This is a genomic window from Mucilaginibacter sp. P1_D10 (assembly GCF_056406215.1).
The window spans coordinates 56,135-73,971 of the sequence record NZ_JBFUAP010000003.1 but is presented as its reverse complement, the minus strand read 5'-3'; the positions used below and the strand labels follow the sequence as shown (position 1 = coordinate 73,971).

At 48.0% G+C, this 17,837-nt stretch carries 15 protein-coding genes; 5 read left to right on the top strand and 10 right to left on the bottom strand.

Annotation, left to right across the window (positions count from 1 at the left end):
- Nucleotides 1-108 precede the first annotated feature (108 nt).
- From AC1DYT_RS04910 to AC1DYT_RS04870, 9 genes are all read right to left on the bottom strand, one after another.
- Complete coding sequence (locus AC1DYT_RS04910) at nt 109-735, bottom strand: gluconate 2-dehydrogenase subunit 3 family protein (RefSeq protein WP_477468528.1); 627 nt, start codon at nt 733-735, stop codon at nt 109-111.
- Between the two features lie 45 nt (nt 736-780).
- Nucleotides 781-2,211 carry a Gfo/Idh/MocA family protein gene (locus AC1DYT_RS04905; protein WP_477468527.1) on the bottom strand — a complete coding sequence of 477 codons (1,431 nt, stop codon included), beginning with the start codon at nt 2,209-2,211 and terminating at the stop codon, nt 781-783.
- A 19-nt stretch (nt 2,212-2,230) separates the two neighbouring features.
- Nucleotides 2,231-3,910, bottom strand: coding sequence for a GMC oxidoreductase (locus tag AC1DYT_RS04900; RefSeq protein WP_477468526.1), 1,680 nt, complete (start codon nt 3,908-3,910; stop codon nt 2,231-2,233).
- 191 nt (nt 3,911-4,101) lie between these two features.
- Complete coding sequence (locus AC1DYT_RS04895) at nt 4,102-5,802, bottom strand: GMC oxidoreductase (protein WP_477468525.1); 1,701 nt, start codon at nt 5,800-5,802, stop codon at nt 4,102-4,104.
- A gap of 1 nt (nt 5,803) precedes the next feature.
- Nucleotides 5,804-6,358 (bottom strand): gluconate 2-dehydrogenase subunit 3 family protein, encoded by a 555-nt coding sequence (locus AC1DYT_RS04890; RefSeq protein WP_477468524.1) that lies wholly within the window; start codon nt 6,356-6,358, stop codon nt 5,804-5,806.
- 111 nt (nt 6,359-6,469) lie between these two features.
- Nucleotides 6,470-7,384, bottom strand: coding sequence for a sugar phosphate isomerase/epimerase family protein (locus AC1DYT_RS04885; protein WP_477468523.1), 915 nt, complete (start codon nt 7,382-7,384; stop codon nt 6,470-6,472).
- A gap of 14 nt (nt 7,385-7,398) precedes the next feature.
- The gene (locus AC1DYT_RS04880; RefSeq protein ID WP_477468522.1) at nt 7,399-8,934 is read right to left on the bottom strand and encodes a hypothetical protein; all 1,536 of its coding nucleotides are present in this window, start codon (nt 8,932-8,934) and stop codon (nt 7,399-7,401) included.
- 76 nt (nt 8,935-9,010) lie between these two features.
- The gene (locus AC1DYT_RS04875; protein ID WP_477468521.1) at nt 9,011-9,664 is read right to left on the bottom strand and encodes a hypothetical protein; all 654 of its coding nucleotides are present in this window, start codon (nt 9,662-9,664) and stop codon (nt 9,011-9,013) included.
- A 698-nt stretch (nt 9,665-10,362) separates the two neighbouring features.
- Nucleotides 10,363-11,445, bottom strand: a complete 1,083-nt coding sequence (locus AC1DYT_RS04870; protein WP_477468520.1) for a fatty acid desaturase — start codon at nt 11,443-11,445, stop codon at nt 10,363-10,365.
- Nucleotides 11,446-11,664: 219 nt separating this feature from the next.
- Here AC1DYT_RS04870 and AC1DYT_RS04865 point away from each other — a divergent pair, with 219 nt between their 5' ends.
- The 5 genes from AC1DYT_RS04865 to AC1DYT_RS04845 all read left to right on the top strand — a co-directional run bounded on the left by AC1DYT_RS04865 (nt 11,665) and on the right by AC1DYT_RS04845 (nt 17,222).
- Nucleotides 11,665-14,466, top strand: a complete 2,802-nt coding sequence (locus AC1DYT_RS04865; protein WP_477468519.1) for an outer membrane beta-barrel protein — start codon at nt 11,665-11,667, stop codon at nt 14,464-14,466.
- A 178-nt stretch (nt 14,467-14,644) separates the two neighbouring features.
- Nucleotides 14,645-15,064: a PH domain-containing protein gene (locus AC1DYT_RS04860; protein ID WP_477468518.1), complete on the top strand. Its 420-nt coding sequence runs from the start codon at nt 14,645-14,647 to the stop codon at nt 15,062-15,064.
- Between the two features lie 21 nt (nt 15,065-15,085).
- A complete protein-coding gene (locus tag AC1DYT_RS04855) occupies nt 15,086-15,778 on the top strand; it encodes a hypothetical protein (protein WP_477468517.1) in 693 nt (230 codons plus the stop codon).
- Nucleotides 15,771-16,499 (top strand): hypothetical protein, encoded by a 729-nt coding sequence (locus AC1DYT_RS04850; protein WP_477468516.1) that lies wholly within the window; start codon nt 15,771-15,773, stop codon nt 16,497-16,499. Before AC1DYT_RS04855 ends, AC1DYT_RS04850 begins: the two co-directional genes overlap by 8 nt.
- 9 nt (nt 16,500-16,508) lie before the next feature.
- Nucleotides 16,509-17,222, top strand: coding sequence for a hypothetical protein (locus AC1DYT_RS04845; protein ID WP_477468515.1), 714 nt, complete (start codon nt 16,509-16,511; stop codon nt 17,220-17,222).
- 48 nt (nt 17,223-17,270) lie between these two features.
- On the opposite strand, the gene AC1DYT_RS04840 is transcribed toward AC1DYT_RS04845, so the two are convergent.
- Nucleotides 17,271-17,771: an FKBP-type peptidyl-prolyl cis-trans isomerase gene (locus tag AC1DYT_RS04840; RefSeq protein ID WP_477468514.1), complete on the bottom strand. Its 501-nt coding sequence runs from the start codon at nt 17,769-17,771 to the stop codon at nt 17,271-17,273.
- Between the last annotated feature and the right edge of the window lie 66 nt (nt 17,772-17,837).

Sequence of the window (17,837 nt, the reverse complement as noted above, 5' to 3'; positions counted from 1 at the left end):
TTAGATTGAAAACAAAAGCTTGCGGCCTTATAACTTACCTATATTTCTTATTTTACAATCGATTGCAACGCAAGAGGGTAAAACCAGGCCGGGCCGCATTGGGGCTTCCTATGAAAGTGCCCAGGCGCGGTCGCCTTTTTTGTAAGGGTAATCGCCTATGTATTTGCCCGGTACCGGTACGTAGCGCAGGGCTTTGGTGGCACCAACTTCTGATGTAAAGTAGCCCAGCAGGGTTAATTGCTTCATCATGGTGAAGTAATGATTAGGCACATCCGGCGCTTTGTAATCCTTTTCGCCGGCATGCTTAATTTTATCTGCGTCGGCATCTGCGCTCTTTTTCTTAGCGTATTCTTTTGCTTCGGCGTCAAGCCCGGTCAAAAGCTCGGTGCGTTGCGCCGCAGTAATCTCCATGAATTTCTTGCTGAATTTTGTATTGCTGGCTTCTTCCAGCTTGCCAATGCCTTCCTGGAATACTTTTTGGTCGGCTTCCGTATAGCAATCTTTCACCATCAGGGCCATAAAGGCACCTACTTTGGCCGCTTTTGCACCAGGGGTGCTCGTTTCGGGCAAAATGGTTTCGCCAACCTCGTCTAAAAACGCGGTGGTTTCGGGTTTAGAAAGGTCTTCGGTATTTGCCGTACTGCCCGATTTACAACCCGACATAAAGAACTCAGCGCCGATGATGGTACCCCCAAGGATCAACCCTACCCGGCCTATTGCATCTCTTCTATTCATTTTGGTAATTATTGAATTAATGAATTATTGAATTAGTATTGCTGATTACCAGCCTTTGCGATATTCGCGTTTTACAAACTGGTTAACCTCATCAAAGTTGGTAACCTTCATAGCGTTGTTATCCCAAAGCAATTTTATGCTTTCCGGGCGGCCTTTAGGCACAATATCGTGCCCTCGAACAGCAAGGTTTGCCATCAGTAATGCCTCGGTAAGCGGGCCGGCGGTTTCAAACGGAGAACTTACTTCCATTTTACCATAACCTGCCAAACAAGCTTCTACCCATTGCTTGTAGTGACCATCTGCCTGGCCTTCTACACGGGCGTAAGTTTGTTTTACCTTAACCTCTTTTGTGCGCGATGTTGGCAACAACAGCGGATTAGAGCTGTAGGTGCTGGCTATCATTTTACCTTTTGTACCGATGAATAAAGTACCGTTGCCATCATCGCCGAATTTTTCATCCGGGCCAAGCTCTTCAGGGCGTTCTGGTTGGATACCACCGTCCATCCAGTGCACGGTTACATCGCCTTTTGTTTTCTTGGTTTTAGGGAAGGTTAAGGTAATGTGGCTCGATGGCGGGCAGCTCTCAGGGAAACGGCCACGTTTAAACTCATCTACATAAACAGTACCTACGCTGGCCTGTACATCTTTTACATACTCTAAGCCAAGCACACGGAACGGCGCTTCTACCAGGTGGCAGCCCATATCGCCCAGGGCGCCGGTACCGTAATCCCACCATCCGCGCCAGTTAAATGGCACTAATTTATCTACATATTCTTTATAAGGGGCAGTACCCAGCCAAAGGTTCCAGTCGAGCTCTTTAGGCACTTCGCTTTTTGTTGCCGGCCACTGTATGCCCTGCGGCCATACGGGGCGATTTGTCCAGCAATAAACCGTATGCACATTGCCTATCAGCCCAGCGTTATACCACTCGGCCAATTGGCGGGTACCATCATTTGATGCCCCCTGGTTGCCCATTTGGGTAACTACCTTATATTTTTTTGCAGCGGCGGTAAGCTCGCGTGCTTCCCAAATATCATGCGTTAAAGGTTTTTGCACGTAAACGTGTTTACCCAGTTGCATGGCACCAAGGGCTACAATGGCATGGTTATGATCTGGCGTGGAAACAGATACCGCATCGATATTTTTTGCTTCCTTATCCAGCATCTCACGCCAGTCTTTATAATATTTTGCTTTGGGGAATTTCTTTACAGAGTTTGCCGCGCGGCGGTCGTCCACGTCGCAGAGGTACGCAATGTTAGCTTTACCGCTTTTGGCAAAATTGGCAATATCGCTTTCGCCCTTGCCGCCTGCGCCAACGCCCGCAACATTCAGCATATCGCTTGGCGCGGTGTAGCCTTTACCGCCCAGCACAAAGCGGGGGACAATCATGAAACCTGCTGCTGCCAGCGAGGTATTCTTGATAAAATCCCGCCTGGAAGCACCGGAGGCTGGGGTCTCTTCTTTCTTCTCAGTCATTTTAGTGATGCTAATTGGATTAAATATTACCTTTTTTCAGTTGCTCAACCGCGTAGTTTGCCGCGCGTGCAGTAAGCGCCATATAAGTAAGTGATGGATTCTGGCAAGCAGAAGAAGTCATGGCGGCACCATCGGTAACGAATACGTTCTTGGCATCCCAAACCTGGTTCCACTCGTTCAATACCGATGTTTTTGGATCGCGACCCATGCGTGCGGTACCCATTTCGTGGATGCCACGGCCAAGTATCCCTTCGGTAGTGTAGCCTCCTACATCTTTTAGGCCTGCGTTGGTCAGCATCTCCACAGCATCGTTCATCATATCTACACGCATCTTCTTCTCGTTGTCTTTCACCTCAACGTCAATCGCCAGCGTTGGCAAGCCCCATTTATCTTTGTTGGTTTTATCAAGCGTTATCTTGTTATCGTGGTATGGCAGGGTTTCGCCGAAGCCGCCCATGCCGAAAGTCCAGCCTCCCGGTTCTGATAGTGCATCTTTAAATGCGCCGCCTATGTTCATTTCAGCAATATCGCGACTCCAGCCACTGCGGCTGCCGCTACCCTGATAACCAAAACCGCGAATATAATCACGTTTTTCGCCGTTGAGGTTACGGTAACGCGGTATATAGATACCGTTTGCCCTGCGGCCAAAGTAGTATTTATCCTCAAAGCCTTCCATCCTGCCGCCTGCGCCTACGCCCAGGTGATGATCCATTACGTTGTGGCCAAGTTCGCCGCTGCTGCTGCCTAAGCCGCCTTCCCAAACGTCGGTAGCGGAGTTCATCAGTACCCAGGCGCTGTTTAGTGCCGATGCATTAACAAATACAATTTTTGCGAAGTAATCGTAAGTTTTGTTGGTTTCGGCATCAACAATGCGTACGCCTTTTGCTTTTTTAGTGTCCTTATCGTACAATATCTCTGTTACTATTGACCAAGGGCGCACGGTTAAATTACCGGTTGCCATTGCAGCAGGCAAAGTTGACGACTGCGTGCTGAAGTATGCGCCAAACGGGCATCCCAACCAGCATTTATTACGGTATTGGCAGTTGGTGCGGTTGTTATGCGGCACGGTAATATTGGCTACGCGGCCTATAACAAAGTGGCGGGTTTCTTTGTAAAAATCCTTAAAACGTTTCTGAACGTCTTTTTCTACAACGTTCATATCCATTGGCGGCATAAAATCGCCATCGGGTAAAATTGGTACGCCATCGCGGTTGCCCGATATACCTGCAAACTGTTCTGCGTAGCTGTACCATTTTTCAAGGTCTTTATAACGGATAGGCCAGTCAACGCCAACGCCGTCTTTTAAGTTTGCTTCAAAATCAGTCTCGTGCCAGCGGTAGCTTTGGCGGCCCCACATTAGCGAGCGGCCACCTACGTGGTAACCCCTAAACCAATCGAAACGCTTAATTTCTGTGTATGGGCTTTCTTTCTCGTCAACCCAGTAATCGAGGTTGGCCTCGTTCAGCGGATAGTCACGCTTCAAAACCGGGTAGTCCTCAATCATTTTTTGGGTGCGGCCGCCACGGTGAGGGAACTCCCAGGGCCCCTTGGTAGCGTTCACATAATCCTTAATGTGCTCGATATTCCTACCGCGCTCCAGCATAATGGTTTTTAAACCCTTCTCGCTCAGTTCTTTTGCAGCCCAGCCGCCAGATATCCCTGAACCAATGACAATAGCGTCATAAGTGTTTGTAGACATAATATTAATGCGTTAAAGTAAATTTGTTTAGTATTGGTTACCTCGCCTAATGTAGGCATAAAAATTATTTTTCAAATATCTTTTTCATTGTGTTTTTTTAACACATTAGCCCCCTAGCCCCCTGAAGGGGGAACCGAAGTTTGAATTGCAATTAGGCAAATCAAAAGCTCCCCCTTTAGGGGGTTGGGGGGCTACGCTTGGCTCACCCAATGATCAACCGCCCTTGCGGCGAAGGCCATATAGGTTAATGATGGGTTTTGGCATGAGGTTGAGGTCATGCTGGCGCCATCGGTTACGTAAACATTTTTGCAGGCGTGCAGGCGGTGCCATTTATCCAGCATGGATGTTTTTGGATCGTTGCCCATACGCACACCGCCCATCTCGTGGATGTCCAAGCCCGGCGCACGGTTATCTACCGATGCCTGTATATTGGTGAAGCCTGCCGAGGTGAACATCTCGGTCATCTGCTCCACGTAATCCTTTTTCATTTTGGCATCATTATCATCGTATTCCACAGAAATTTTCAGCTGAGGGATGCCCCATGGGTCCTTCTGAGTTTTATCCAGCGCCACGTAATTCGTTTCCTTCGGGATAGTTTCGCCCATCATGTGCGAGCCTACGTGCCATTTGCTCAGGTCATCTTTAACGAGGTTCTTCTTCAAATCCTCGCCAATGCCGTCGCTGCTGGTTTCGCGGTAGCGGTAGGCACTAAAGCCGGCTGCGTAGCCACGCAAAAAGTCGGTTTCCTGCTTATACACGTTGCGGAAGCGTGGTATATAGCCGCCGCCTGCCGGGTTGCGACCGTCGGTTGTCCATTCTTTATCGCCATCCCACTCGGCATTGATATGCGCCGAATAATTGTGGAAAGCCACGTACTTGCCCAACGTGCCGCTATCGTTACCCAAACCATTGGGGAAACGGTGCGAGGTAGAGTTGAGTAATACAAGGTTGCTGTTGAGGGCCGCCGCGTTCAGGAAAATTACGTCGGCATAATATTCTATGGCTTCTTTGGTGTTGGTATCGATGATGCGAACGCCGGTTGCCTTGCCCAGTTTTTCGTCGTAAATAATGGATTCAACTACCGAGAATGGCCTTAAGGTTACATGGCCCGAGCGCAATGCCCATGGTATGGTAGATGCATTTGCGCTGAAGTAGCCGCCGAATGGGCAACCACGCTGGCACAGCGTACGTTTTTGGCATTGCCCCCTACCCTGATCCAAATGTATCTGGTTGGGCTTGGATAAATGGGCGCAACGTGCGCTGATAACGTGCCTGTTTTTATAATGATCTTTTACGTGCTTGCTGAAACGCTGCTCTACTGCGTTGAGGGGGAAACCCGGCAAAAACTCGCCGTCGGGCAATTCGGCCAGGCCATCCATATTGCCGGATATGCCTGCGAACTTCTCAACATGGCTATACCAGGGCGCAATATCTTTATAGCGGATGGGCCAGTCTACCGCGAAACCGTCGCGTGCCGGGCCTTCGAAATCGAAATCACTCCAGCGTTGTGTTTGGCGTGCCCACAGCAGCGACTTGCCGCCTACCTGGTACCCGCGTATCCAGTCGAAAGGTTTTTCCTGTACATAAGGGTGCTCCTTATCTTTCACAAAGAAGTGCATCGCATCTTCGCCGAAGGCATAGCACTTGCTTACGATGGGGTTTGCTTCGCGGATTTCGGCAGCTACCTGCCCGTGGTGCGCAAACTCCCAGGGGTACATATTGGTGGTAGGGTAATCTTTTAAGTGCTTTACATCGCGGCCGCGCTCCAGCACCAAAGTTTTGAGGCCTTTATCGCCCAACTCTTTTGCTGCCCATCCCCCGCTCATGCCCGAGCCTATAACTATGGCATCGAACGTGCGTTCCTTTATACTATCTATATTTAAATTAGCCATGCTATACTGCCGCTTTCTTTTTAACCGGGAACATGGCATTATACCTGCCCGGTATCAGTTCATAAACTATTTGCTTGGTCATGAAGTATTGCGAGGTGGTGTACCCAAATACGGTTTGCCCTTTTACGGTAAAATAAAAGCCATTGGCTTTGTTATCCTTATAATTGGGGTCTTTACTTTGCTTCTCGATATCGCCTGCAAAAGCGCTGCGCTCTGCTACGGTCAAATCATTGAACGATTTGCCGTATTTTTTATCCACCGCATCTTCAAATTCTTTTAGCCCCGCCATAAAATCGTCCTGCCCCTTTTTGTCGAAACAGTCGTCAATCATCTTGAAAACAAAAAGGTTTATGCCGAGGTCTTTAGCGCCGGGGGTGCTTGTTTTTGGGAGGATGGTTTCGCAGAGATTGCTCACCAGGTTTTCCTGTGCGGCATCCAGCTTAAGGTGCTTCAATTCTACGATGGGCTTGCCCTTATCACCGCTGAGGCAGGCCGGCAACAAGGCCGCGCTGCCCATAATCAAAGCCATGTTGCGGATCGCTATCCGCCTGTTCATTTGATGGTTCAAATCCTGAGATTAATTTAGTGTATGCATAGATAACGGGATATTGCGATTATGCAATATCCCGTTACCGGTAAATGAAGTCGGAAAGTAGTGTTTAAACTACTAATAACCCCATTTTTTCATGGTTTGTAAATCAATTTTTACAGAGTCTATCGGATCCATGCCCTGGTACGACTCCTGCTCGATGATCAGATACTGCGTTCCGCCAATTTTTTTGGCTGCCTTCAGTACATCTTTCACCGGCAATACGCCTTTGCCCAATACGCAGCTTTCGTAGCCTGTGCCTTCATTTGGGTGCTCGGCACTCTTTATTTCATCTTTTACGTGCATGGATTCGAACCTGCCCGGATATTTTTTGATGAGCGATACCGCATCGTTCTCACGACCGTACATGTTGCCGATATCCAGCTGTTGGGAAACAAGTTTTGGGTCGGTATGCTGCATAATATAATCGAACAGGCGCATATCGCCTACCATGGTGGTAAATTCAAAATCGTGGTTGTGGTAACCGAATTTCATCCCCGATTTTTGGCACAGCTCGCCGCTTTTGTTGAATTGCTCCATGGTGCGGTCGAGCGCAGCCTTATCCGTACGCACGGCAACATCCATCCATGGGCTAAACACATATTTCTGGCCAAGCACGGCGGCGTCTTCAATCGTCCATTTCCAGGCATCGGTAAAATCATTTTTTGCTGCATCCCAGTGTGCGGATGTCATCACGGTATGGCCGCTGGGCATTACCAGGCCAAGGTCGTTTAATAATTTTTTGAATTCCTGCGCTGTATAGCCATAGAATTTGCGGTTAATATAGTTGGCGTGCTCTACGTGTACGTAGCCCATATCGGCCAGTTTTTTGAGGGTGCCGGCAGGGTCGTCGCGCATATGATCGCGTACCGAATAAAGCTGCAAGCCTACGCGTTGTATTTTTCCCGCTGCGAATACGCTATCGGGTAATAAGGCTGCGGCGGTAAGAGCCACTGCGCTGTTCTTAAGGAAACTTCTGCGGGATGTAGTCATGTTGTTTTAGGTTATTAGTTTTTTGCTATCGGGAAAACGGGGAATAATAAATTAGAATTGCTTACAAAGGCGATGTGCTTGCTATCCGGCGACCATGACGGCGTATTGATAGTGCCCTGCCCACCGTATAAATAAGCCACCACTTTTGAGGGGCCACCTGCTGCAGGCATTACGCGAATATAAACATGTTTATAAAAAGGATGGTCGCCTGGGGCAACTTCGTTCTTCAAAAAAGTGATATATACTATCCATTTACCATCCGGAGAGATGTGCGGGAACCAGTTATTATAATCATCGTTGGTTATTTGGGTTTGGTTTTTGCCGTCGGCATCCATACGCCAAACCTGCATCAGGCCGCTGCGCACCGAGTTGAAGTAGATGTATTTGCCATCGGGCGTGTACTCGGGGCCATCATCAAGGCCTTTGGTATCGGTAAGCCTTTCTTCGGGGCCGCCGCCGGATGGGATGCGGTAAACATCATACTCGCCGCCGCGCTCGCCGCAAAACACCAGGAATTTGCCATCGGGCGACCATCCGTGCATATAGCTTGCGCCCACACCTTTGGTGGTAACCATTTTGGCATCGCCCCCGCCTACAGGCACGGTATAGCCGATGGAAGGGCCCCCATCGCCGCTGCTGATGGTAAGCATCTTGCCATCGAAAGAGATAACGTGATCGTTATTGTTGTTTTTGGCAGGGTTGGTATTGATAGCCGTTGGCGTGCTATTGGCCAGGTTGAAATTATACAGGGCGCCATCGCTGTTATAGATAAGCGATTTGCCGTTCTGCATCCAGTTGGGGGCCTGTAAGGATTTAGGCGATTGGTAAACGATACGGCTGTTCTGGGTGGCCATATCCAGCAGTTCAATGGCGCTACCCAGGTACTTTTTGTATGGAACCAGGTCGGCAGGTGCCGGGGTGATGATACGCACGTTGCTGTATTGCACCTTCTCTACTTTATCAGCATTGTGTGCACAGGCGTAAACACCAACGTACACTTCATCGCCAAAGTCCAGGTCGATCTTTTTTTCCGGGCCGAATACATCACCTTTGCGTGCTACGGATATATAATAGGTATTGCCTTTTCTTTCCAACTGCAAAACTTCTGCAGAAATAACGTCTGTCCTGTCCTCAGCAGTTTGGCCGCCGGTTACTTTTCGGTATTGCATAGATGTTACCCCCATGCCATGCACCATTACGTTTACCTGTGCCGAATTGGCATCTAATGTTTTGCGCACCATCAGGCCATATTTGCGGTTTGGTTCATCACCGGACAAGAAAGCGCCGTTTGTACGCAGGATAAAATCGCCTGTAATCTTTTTCCAAACGAAATGGAAATCATCGTGATCGTTCCACATATCGCCCCCCGAGCCGGTGACCTGGTATTGCTGATTTTTTGCATCGTAAGTAACGGTGCCTTTGTGCTTGATTGCACCAATATCGGTGTGCCCGTCAAATATGCCCAATGATGAGGATTGTGCATAAGCGGCGCAACAAAACAGCGTAGCAATAAACGCAGCTGCTAAAGAACAGGTTAATTTTTTCGACATTTAATTTTAGGTTAGCAATAATTGGGTTTACTAAATTATATATTGGTTTGCGAAAACAATGCATCTAAAAAAAGGCCTATTTACCGGCTTTAACCTTTTTGATGCTTACATTGCTGAAAACGGCCTGTTCTGTAACGTCGGCGTTGTGCGAGCACACGAAAATGCCCACGTAAACCTCATCGCCCAGGTCAATATCCACTTTTTCTTCGGGACCAAAAACATCGCCCTTGCGCGCTACCGACATAGTATAAGTATTGCCTTTACGTTGCAACTGTACAATGCCGGCGAAAGTGAGGGATGATTTTTGCTCTTCGGTAACCGCGCCTGTGGTTTTGCGGTATTGCAGCGAGGTGAGGCCATCGCCATGCACTACGGCGTTTACATGTGCCGAGTTGCCGTCTAAGGATTTACGCACCATAAAGCCCCATTTGCGGTGCAGTTCGGTACCCGTGCCAATAAACTCGGCACTGGTGCGTAGGATGAAATCGCCGGTCATCTTCTTCCACACGTAATGGAACTCATCAGCATTGGCCCATATATTGGTGCCAGAACCACTAACCGTGTATTGCTGCGATTTGGCATCATATGCAACGTTACCCTTGTTTTTAACGGGGCCAACATCGGCCTGTGCGTCAAATATGCCTATGGGCTGGCTTTGCGCCATCGCGCCGCTGGTGCACAGCATAGCTGCCAGCAACACGGTAAACATGCAGTAAATTTTTTTCGACATCAGGAAATTTGGTTTGGTAATAATTGGTTTACTAAGTTATATATTCATTCGTAAACACGCACCCAAAAAATGCTATTAAATAAAAAAAGGGGCGTTTTTTGTGCCCCCCTGTGTATCATTTATGTGATGGAGTTAAAATAGTACCATGTTTGGTTAAATGGGTTTAGGACAACTCTCTGCCGGGTTTTGCGACGGCAAGGCTCTCCTTGCCAAACTTTACCTTTTTACTCGTCGCCGTAGTGTCTCGCCGAGTCATTATTTAAGGATTAGCAACCTCGTAGAGGTTCAAGCTTTTCGTCACCGCAGGTCTCTCTATAGATTTAAGTTACCCCATAAACATACGGTGCCTAAAAAGACATCGCTACTGCATACGTAATATCATAAAACGTTCCGATGGAACGTATAATGGACGGATTACATGTTTCTACCCATAAGCCGTCCCGAAGGGACGAAGAGGGTAAATGCGTATCCCTTCGGGATACCTTATGGGTAGAAAAAAGAAAGAATTAAAAGCGCGTTCCATGGGAACGCTTTATGGGTTCTCCCGTTTTTTTAGTGGTGCGAAGATTTTATGGGTTAACTTAAATCTATAGAGAGACCCTCCTACGTTAATCATTCGCGTAAAACGCTTTAAATTTCCTTGAAAATAAAAAAGGGGCGCTTTCGCACCCCTTCCATGTATTTACCTCGCGATAATTTTATCGCGCTATTTCTGTAGCTAAAATCTGCTTACCGGTTTCAGGGCAGTACACTGGCTCAGACTTTAAAGCTGGCCTTACATATTCTTTTAAAAATTGCTCTTTCGAATCTTTATACTGGCTTACCGCGCCTATCATGCTCATGAATTTGATGTAGTAAAAGGCGGTATCTATCTGGTGCGGCTTAAAGCCCGAACGCGCGCTTTTTGGGAAAAGGTGGTGGTTGTTGTGCCACTCGCCGGCCACAAAGCCCGGCCAAAGCTGGTTAACCGACATATCCTTGCGGTTATGATCTACCCCGTCGCGGCGTTTGTCTTCGCCTTTGCCGTGGCCTTCGTAATTAAAGGTACGTACACCAACGGCCCAAAAGCCTGCGGCACCAAAAATTGCGCAACCTAAAGCTACGCCGCCAATTAAATAAAACACGGTGAACCAAAATGCCCAGTTGGCAATAACGCCAACAACAGCATGGAAGGGATTTGCTACCGAACCCCATTTTTGGTATTGCGCGTAAGTGTTTACCGATACGCCTGTATGTTTCATTAAAGTAACGCAGCGTGCGTACTCTTTCTCGTTCATGTTACGGTTGATGGGCTGGTGGTTTGCATCGGCCAAAAAGCAGTACAGGAAACCGCCCTGCGCATTGTATGGATCGCCAGGTTGGTCTGATAACGCATGGTGCACGTGGTGCGATATAGCGTATATCTCCTCAGGGATAATTTTTAAGGTAAGGTTTTGGGTGAAAAAGCGCCAAAAGTTATTGCTGAACTTATAGGCACCATGGGTGCAATAGCGGTGGTACCAAATAGTACCGTGGGTACCCATCACTACCATGCTGTAAAGAAAGGCAATAATCAGTCCCTGGATAGAGAAGTATTTGAAAATGAATAAAAGCAGGAATACCGATAGCGTTACCACCATCATCCAGCTCATAAAAGAAAGCCAGTTCTTTTTGGTTTTGAAGATGTTAAGCCTCGAAAAAAATTCTTTGAAAATTTGACCGTTGGTTGGTTTGGAAAGGTTGCCATTTGCATCCTTCCATCCATAGGAAGGTTGTTCTAATACATCATGTATGAATGCCATTAGGGATCGGGAGGTTAGTTTATCAATTAGTTTTTTATCAATGGGGACGGATTAAAGATAGGCATTCATTTCTGCAATTCCTAAAAAAAGGGTTAATAAAATTAATAAATAATTAAATTCATAGTTAAAAGCCATTCTTATTGCAACATTTGTATGACATTGGCATTACAATTAAACTTCTCGATACTTTAACCGTCATTAGAGCTTTATTCCACTGCCATGACAAAACATTTATCTTTATTGCTCCTCATCCTTATGCTTTCTGCGAAAGCACTATTTGCACAGCAGCCTCCCCGCGCTGTTAGCGGCACCCTGATAGATAGCCTTGGCGCGGTGCCGGGAATGACTGTAAAACTCACCTCCGACAAAGATAGCATGGTAGTAGCCAGCGATACCAAAGGCGGGTTTAGTTTCGGGGCTGTTTTTTCGAGAAATTTCAAGATAACCATTTCGGGATTGGGTTATGAGGCGATGAGCAGGAAATATGCTATGGACAACCTGAACACCGCCATCCGGCTGGACCCCATCAAACTGAAAGTACAAACCAATATGCTGGGGCAGGTAAACGTAACTGCCATAAACCCCATCACCATTAAAGAAGACACGGTTGAATATAAAGCCGCTGCCTACAAAGTGCGCGAGGGTTCACCGGTAGAGGATTTGCTGAAGAAACTGCCCGGCGTATCGGTAGATAAAGACGGCAACGTTACCGCGCATGGCAAGCAGGTGACCAAGGTGCGTGTAAATGGCAAGGATTATTTCAATGGCGATGTACAGACCGCCACGCAAAACCTGCCGGCCGATATCGTAGAGAACATACAGGTAATAGACGACTATGGCGATCAGGCCAACCTCACCGGCATCAAAACCGGCGACCCGGATAAAATCCTGAACATCACCATACAAAAAGGCAAACGGACGGGCAAATTTGGGCAGGGTACCGTAGGCGCGGGTAACGACGACCGTTACCTGGCACGCATCTCTGCCAATGCTTTTAGAGAAGACGAGCAGGTGTCGCTCATCGGCACCGTGAATAACAACAATACCAACGCTTTTAACCTGGGCGCAGGCGGGGGCGGCGGCGGCAGGGCCGGGCGCGGGGGCGGCGGAGCGGCAGGTGGCGGTGTAAGCACGGCCAACGGTATCACTACCAACCGCTCGCTGGGCTTTAATTACCGCAACGAATGGGGCAAAAAGATAACCGTTTATGGCAGCTATAGCTACGCTAATCGCGATAGGCTAAGCACCACCACCTCGCAAACGCAGAGCCTGTTCCAGTCGGGCGCTATTTTGGGTACAGATAACAGCGACGGGCGCACGCACAACCTTAACCACCGGATAGATTTTAATATGGAGTATCGGATAGATACCATGAATTACCTCAAGATAAACCCCAACTTTAACTACAACTCATCAAACGATAACAGTACGGATGCTTTCACCAATACGCGTAACGACACCACCGTTACCGGCAACGAGCTGGCGCTAACCAATTCTACAGCGCCAAGCGGCAGCATCAGCGCTTTATATAACCATAAATTCGCCAAAAAGGGGCGAAACTTCAGCATCAATACCAGCCTGGGTTACTCAAAAAACACGCAGGACCTTAACGACCAGTACACTACCGAACAAGCGGGCATAACCACGCCGCTTTACCAGCAAATAAACACCAATAACAGCAGCAACCGTTACGGCATATCGTTATCCTACACCGAGCCCATAGGCAATGGCAATTACCTGGAAGCCAATTACAACCACAATTACACCAATACCGATAACAACCGCTACAATTACCGCATAGACCCCGTTACGTTGGGCCAAACGTATGTAGATTCGCTGAGCACGCTGTATAACTACCAATTTATTACCAATAAATTCGGGCTTAACCTGCGTGGCGTAAAAACCAAATACAACTACACCGTCGGCATGGCCGTGCAACCCGGCTCGCTTGATGGGCAATCGCATAACTTCAGTACCAGCACGCATACACTTAACTATATCCCAACGGCCAGGTTTATCTACAACTTTGCCAAAAACCATTCATTGTCGGTTAATTATAGCGGCAGCAACAGTCAGCCAAGCTTTACCCAACTACAGCTTCAGCCCGATTTTAGCAACCTGCAGAACCGCATCTACGGTAACCCCGACCTAAAGCCGGCGTTCAACAACAACGTCAGCCTGCGTTACAACCAGTTCGATATCGCCAGCGGCAACTCGCTGTTTACCAACCTATCGTTCACCAGCACCCAGGATAAAATAGTGAGCAATACGCGGCCTATCACCGTTGGCACCACTTCGGGCACTACCAGCCGCAACAACACCATACAGGAAACCCGTTATTTAAATACGGACGGCTTTTACTCGGCCAACGGTAATTACGCCTACTCCAAACCCTTTGCCAACCGCAAGTTTACCGTTACGCTAAACGGTGGCGCCAATTTCAATAACAATATCAGCTACCTTAACGATGTGCGCAACGTGGGTAAAAACTGGGTATTTAACCAGGGCGCACGCATCCGCATAGATATCGATAGTCTGATGGATACCGAGGTGAGTGGCAACTACAGCGTAAATACCACCCATTACAGCATACCATCGTTCATCAGTACCGATGCCCGCACCTGGACGCTGGGGCTTGATGGCCGCAATTACTTTTTCAAGGGTTGGATATTGGGCTACAACCTTACCCAAACGATTAACCACGGTTTCAGTAGCACGGTTAAGGCCAACCCTACCCTGCTGAGCACGTATGTAGAGTACCAGTTTTTGAAGGGCAATATCGGCGCGCTGCGTTTCCAGGCCTTCGATTTGTTCAACCAAAATACCGGTGTAACCCGCAGCGTAAGCGGCAATCAGATCATAGATACCCGCACCAACCGCCTTGGCCGTTATTTTATGCTGTCGTTTGCCATAAGGCTGCAGAAATTCGCCGGCAGCAAGGGTGGCCGTAATGGTGGTGGCAGGCGCGGTGGTGGCGGTGAGGGTGGTGGTTTTGGAGGAGGAGGCGGTAGGCCGGAGTAAGCTGAAACAACACAAACGTCATGCTGTTTTTTTCAGTACACTATCGTAAAAGCAGCCAAAATGCTTATCCGCTTTGCATGCTTTTTACCTGCCGTCCCTAAAGGCGGTGTCCCCACCGCCGCCCAGCGGCAAGGATGCCGCCGCGGAGATAATTATGTTTTTTGCTTATTTTCACCCCATGTTAAACCATGTGCAAAAATTCCCATCAAAAAGGGGGTTCGTTATCTTTATCCCGCTGATTATTTTGCTATTGATAGAAGTTGGCTACATTGCCGGCGGCAGGTACATTGGAGCCATGTTGCTGCTCGCAGTAATGTCCGCAATGTTTTTGCCGGTGTTCTTCAATACCAACTACACCATCCAAACCGATGGTATGTTGAAGGTAAAATGCGGCATGTTCTTCAACAGCATCGTTGATATCGGAAGCATCACCAGGATAGAAGACACCAGTAGCATACTGAGCGCCCCCGCCCTGTCGATGGATAGGTTGGAGCTATTTTATAACAAATTCGATTCGGTTGTAATCTCCCCGCAGGATAAAGCCGCTTTCGTAGCCGAATTACAGAAAATAAACCCGGGCATCCGGTATAATTCATAACCCGAACCGAAGATTGAACGCATGTTGAAGACGTTTACCCTATTTTTTGCCTGCTTATTATTAGCCTGCAGTGCTAACGCACAGGAAACCACGAAGAAAAAAAACTGGCTTACCGATTCGGTGCAGGAAGTTGCTACCGTGCTGAAAACCAATAAGAATGTTAAGCAAGGTTTGTACCAGGCACTTTTCCAAAGAAAAACCGTGGTGGCCATGGGCATGTACGACAATAACAAGAAAGTGGGCCTTTGGCGTTTTTTCAGTTCGCAAGGCCAGCAGCTTGAAGTTTATGATTATACAGCCGCCAAGTTGGTTTTCGAAGCGCCAGAAGATACCACCTCTTCGCTGCGTTACTTTGTAGACCGGGAGTTGCAACCTACCGATAAAGTGACCAAACCCGTTAAAATAGGCGGCAGGTATTACGGGTATATTCCCTACCTGCAACTATTCACGCTACCGGATTATATCGACCCGTCAACCAAAAACTTCTTCGATGTAACGGTAGAACTGCTGATAAGTCCACTCGGCAGGCTGGCCAGCTATAAGGTGAACCTGAACATCAAAGGCGAAACCGTAAGGGTTATCAATATGAGTACCAACCTGCCCGATGAGGCCGACAAGATATTCACTCCCGCCACCTTAAACGGCGAGGGCATTGGCTGCCGCATTATGATGAAAGCTTATATCACCGAAACTAACCACCTCGATTTTGACTAAGGGACATCGACAAATAGCACATTGTGCAAAGGGGCTATCGCTGTTCCTGAGCCTGCTGTTTGCTGCAAGCTGTTGTAATGCACAGGACACGCGCGAGATAACAACAAGGCTTACTAATTCGGTAAAAGAGATCTATCATGTCATGAAAACCGACAAGAACGTTATGCATGGCTTATATCAGGCTGTTTACAAAGAGCGCCAGCCTGTGGCTACCGGCCTGTACAACCACGATAAACGCAGCGGCATCTGGCGGTTTTACGATGCAGCCGGCCAGCCCATGCAAACTTATGATTACGACACTAATACCGTAACCTTCGAGGCGAAGGAAGATACTACCTCCAATTTCAGGTACCTGCTCGATAAAACCCTCGGCCCGGCAGATAAGGCGCATAAGCCTGTAATAACAGGCGGGCGATATTTTGGTTATTTAAACTACCTGAAATTGTTTAAACTACCTGCCGAATATGAATCGCATCCCGAGGTTACGCTTAATGAAGTAAAAACCACGCTCGAACTGCTGGTGAGTCCCGGCGGCAGACTAGCGGACATCAAGGTGAACATCAATAACGGGGCGGAAGATCACTATATCCGGCTGAAAGCCGACCTGCTGCCACCCGAAGACAAGGTATTTACGCCGGCCACCCTCAACGGCGAGCCTGTGGCCTGCCGCATCATCATCAGGGTGTATATAACAGAAGATGGCGGGATAGATTTTTACTAAAGATATTTTATGCTGAAAAATTGCTTATTGATAGCCGTGGCGATACTTGTGGCAAATATTGCCCTTGCGCAGGACACCAAACAAAAAACCGTTCGGTTAACCGATTCGGTTTACGAGGTTTACCACGTGCTCAAAACCAACAAAGCCATAAAGCATGGGCTTTACCACGCGCGTTACGGGGAAACAATACCTGTGGCATCGGGTAATTTCGATAATGACGTAAAATTAGGTACCTGGCGTTTTTTCGACACACGGGGGCATTTGCTGCAGGTATATAATTATGACGCCAAAAAGCTGGAATACGAAGCACCCGAAGTAGCGGGCAGCGACCTGCATTATTTTGTGGACCAGACTATCGACAGTACAGACGTGGTTACCAAGCCAATAAAAATCGGCGGCAGATATTATGGGTATATACCCTACCTTAACTTGTTCAGGCTACCGGAAGACATTTGGGATATAAATCGTATAAAATACACGGCGGTAGTAGAATTATTGATAAGCCCCCTGGGGAGGCTGGCTTACTATAAAGTTACTATTTTGGGTAAGGATGGTTATGAGCGGGTAATCAATATGAACTTAAACCTGCCCAACCAGGAGGATAAAATATTTTTTCCTGCAAAAAAGAATGGTGAGCCGGTGGCCTGCCGCATCATGATAAATGCCCGCATTACTGATATCGGCCGGCTTGATTTTGCCACAAACAACACAGGCGCACCGTAAACATACGATGCGCCTGTTGTGTTTTCTTTCAGACTTCCGTCTTCCGGCTTAGTGATGGTGATGGCCATCGGGGCCGTGTGCGTGGCCGTGAGAAAGTTCCTCTGGCGTAGCAGGGCGAACGTTCAATATCTCGCCTTTAAAGTGCAGTTCCTGGCCGGCCATAGGGTGGTTAAGGTCTACAATTACCGAATCTTCGGTAACCGATACTACCTGGCCCTGGAAACGGTTGCCGTTGTTATCCTGCAAAGGCAATACTTCGCCAATTTGCGGTATCTCGGTACCCTGGAACATTTCTTTCGGCAAATTAGCTACTGCTTCTTCGTCGAATTCGCCGTAGCCTTCTGCTGCGGATATACGGAAATCATAGGTATCACCTGTTGAAAGGGTGCTTAAGTTCTCTTCGAATCTTGGTATCATTTGGCCCGCGCCGAACAAAAAGGTTAAGGGCTGCTCCTGCGTTGCGCTTTCTGCCAGGCCTTCGCTGCCGTCTTCTTGTTTAACATACAAATCGTATGTTAATGATACTACGTGTTGTGGTTCAATTTTCATTATGATGATTATTCGTTAACGATTGGATTAACGGAAATTCATTGCCGGTTGTTGTTTAAGGCAATG

Coding starts and splice junctions, on each gene's coding strand:
- AC1DYT_RS04910 (WP_477468528.1), bottom strand. CDS start 735: ATGAATAGAAGAGATGCAATAGGCCGGGTAGGGTTGATCCTTGGGGGT.
- AC1DYT_RS04905 (WP_477468527.1), bottom strand. CDS start 2,211: ATGACTGAGAAGAAAGAAGAGACCCCAGCCTCCGGTGCTTCCAGGCGG.
- AC1DYT_RS04900 (WP_477468526.1), bottom strand. CDS start 3,910: ATGTCTACAAACACTTATGACGCTATTGTCATTGGTTCAGGGATATCT.
- AC1DYT_RS04895 (WP_477468525.1), bottom strand. CDS start 5,802: ATGGCTAATTTAAATATAGATAGTATAAAGGAACGCACGTTCGATGCC.
- AC1DYT_RS04890 (WP_477468524.1), bottom strand. CDS start 6,358: ATGAACAGGCGGATAGCGATCCGCAACATGGCTTTGATTATGGGCAGC.
- AC1DYT_RS04885 (WP_477468523.1), bottom strand. CDS start 7,384: ATGACTACATCCCGCAGAAGTTTCCTTAAGAACAGCGCAGTGGCTCTT.
- AC1DYT_RS04880 (WP_477468522.1), bottom strand. CDS start 8,934: ATGTCGAAAAAATTAACCTGTTCTTTAGCAGCTGCGTTTATTGCTACG.
- AC1DYT_RS04875 (WP_477468521.1), bottom strand. CDS start 9,664: ATGTCGAAAAAAATTTACTGCATGTTTACCGTGTTGCTGGCAGCTATG.
- AC1DYT_RS04870 (WP_477468520.1), bottom strand. CDS start 11,445: ATGGCATTCATACATGATGTATTAGAACAACCTTCCTATGGATGGAAG.
- AC1DYT_RS04865 (WP_477468519.1), top strand. CDS start 11,665: ATGACAAAACATTTATCTTTATTGCTCCTCATCCTTATGCTTTCTGCG.
- AC1DYT_RS04860 (WP_477468518.1), top strand. CDS start 14,645: ATGTTAAACCATGTGCAAAAATTCCCATCAAAAAGGGGGTTCGTTATC.
- AC1DYT_RS04855 (WP_477468517.1), top strand. CDS start 15,086: ATGTTGAAGACGTTTACCCTATTTTTTGCCTGCTTATTATTAGCCTGC.
- AC1DYT_RS04845 (WP_477468515.1), top strand. CDS start 16,509: ATGCTGAAAAATTGCTTATTGATAGCCGTGGCGATACTTGTGGCAAAT.
- AC1DYT_RS04840 (WP_477468514.1), bottom strand. CDS start 17,771: ATGAAAATTGAACCACAACACGTAGTATCATTAACATACGATTTGTAT.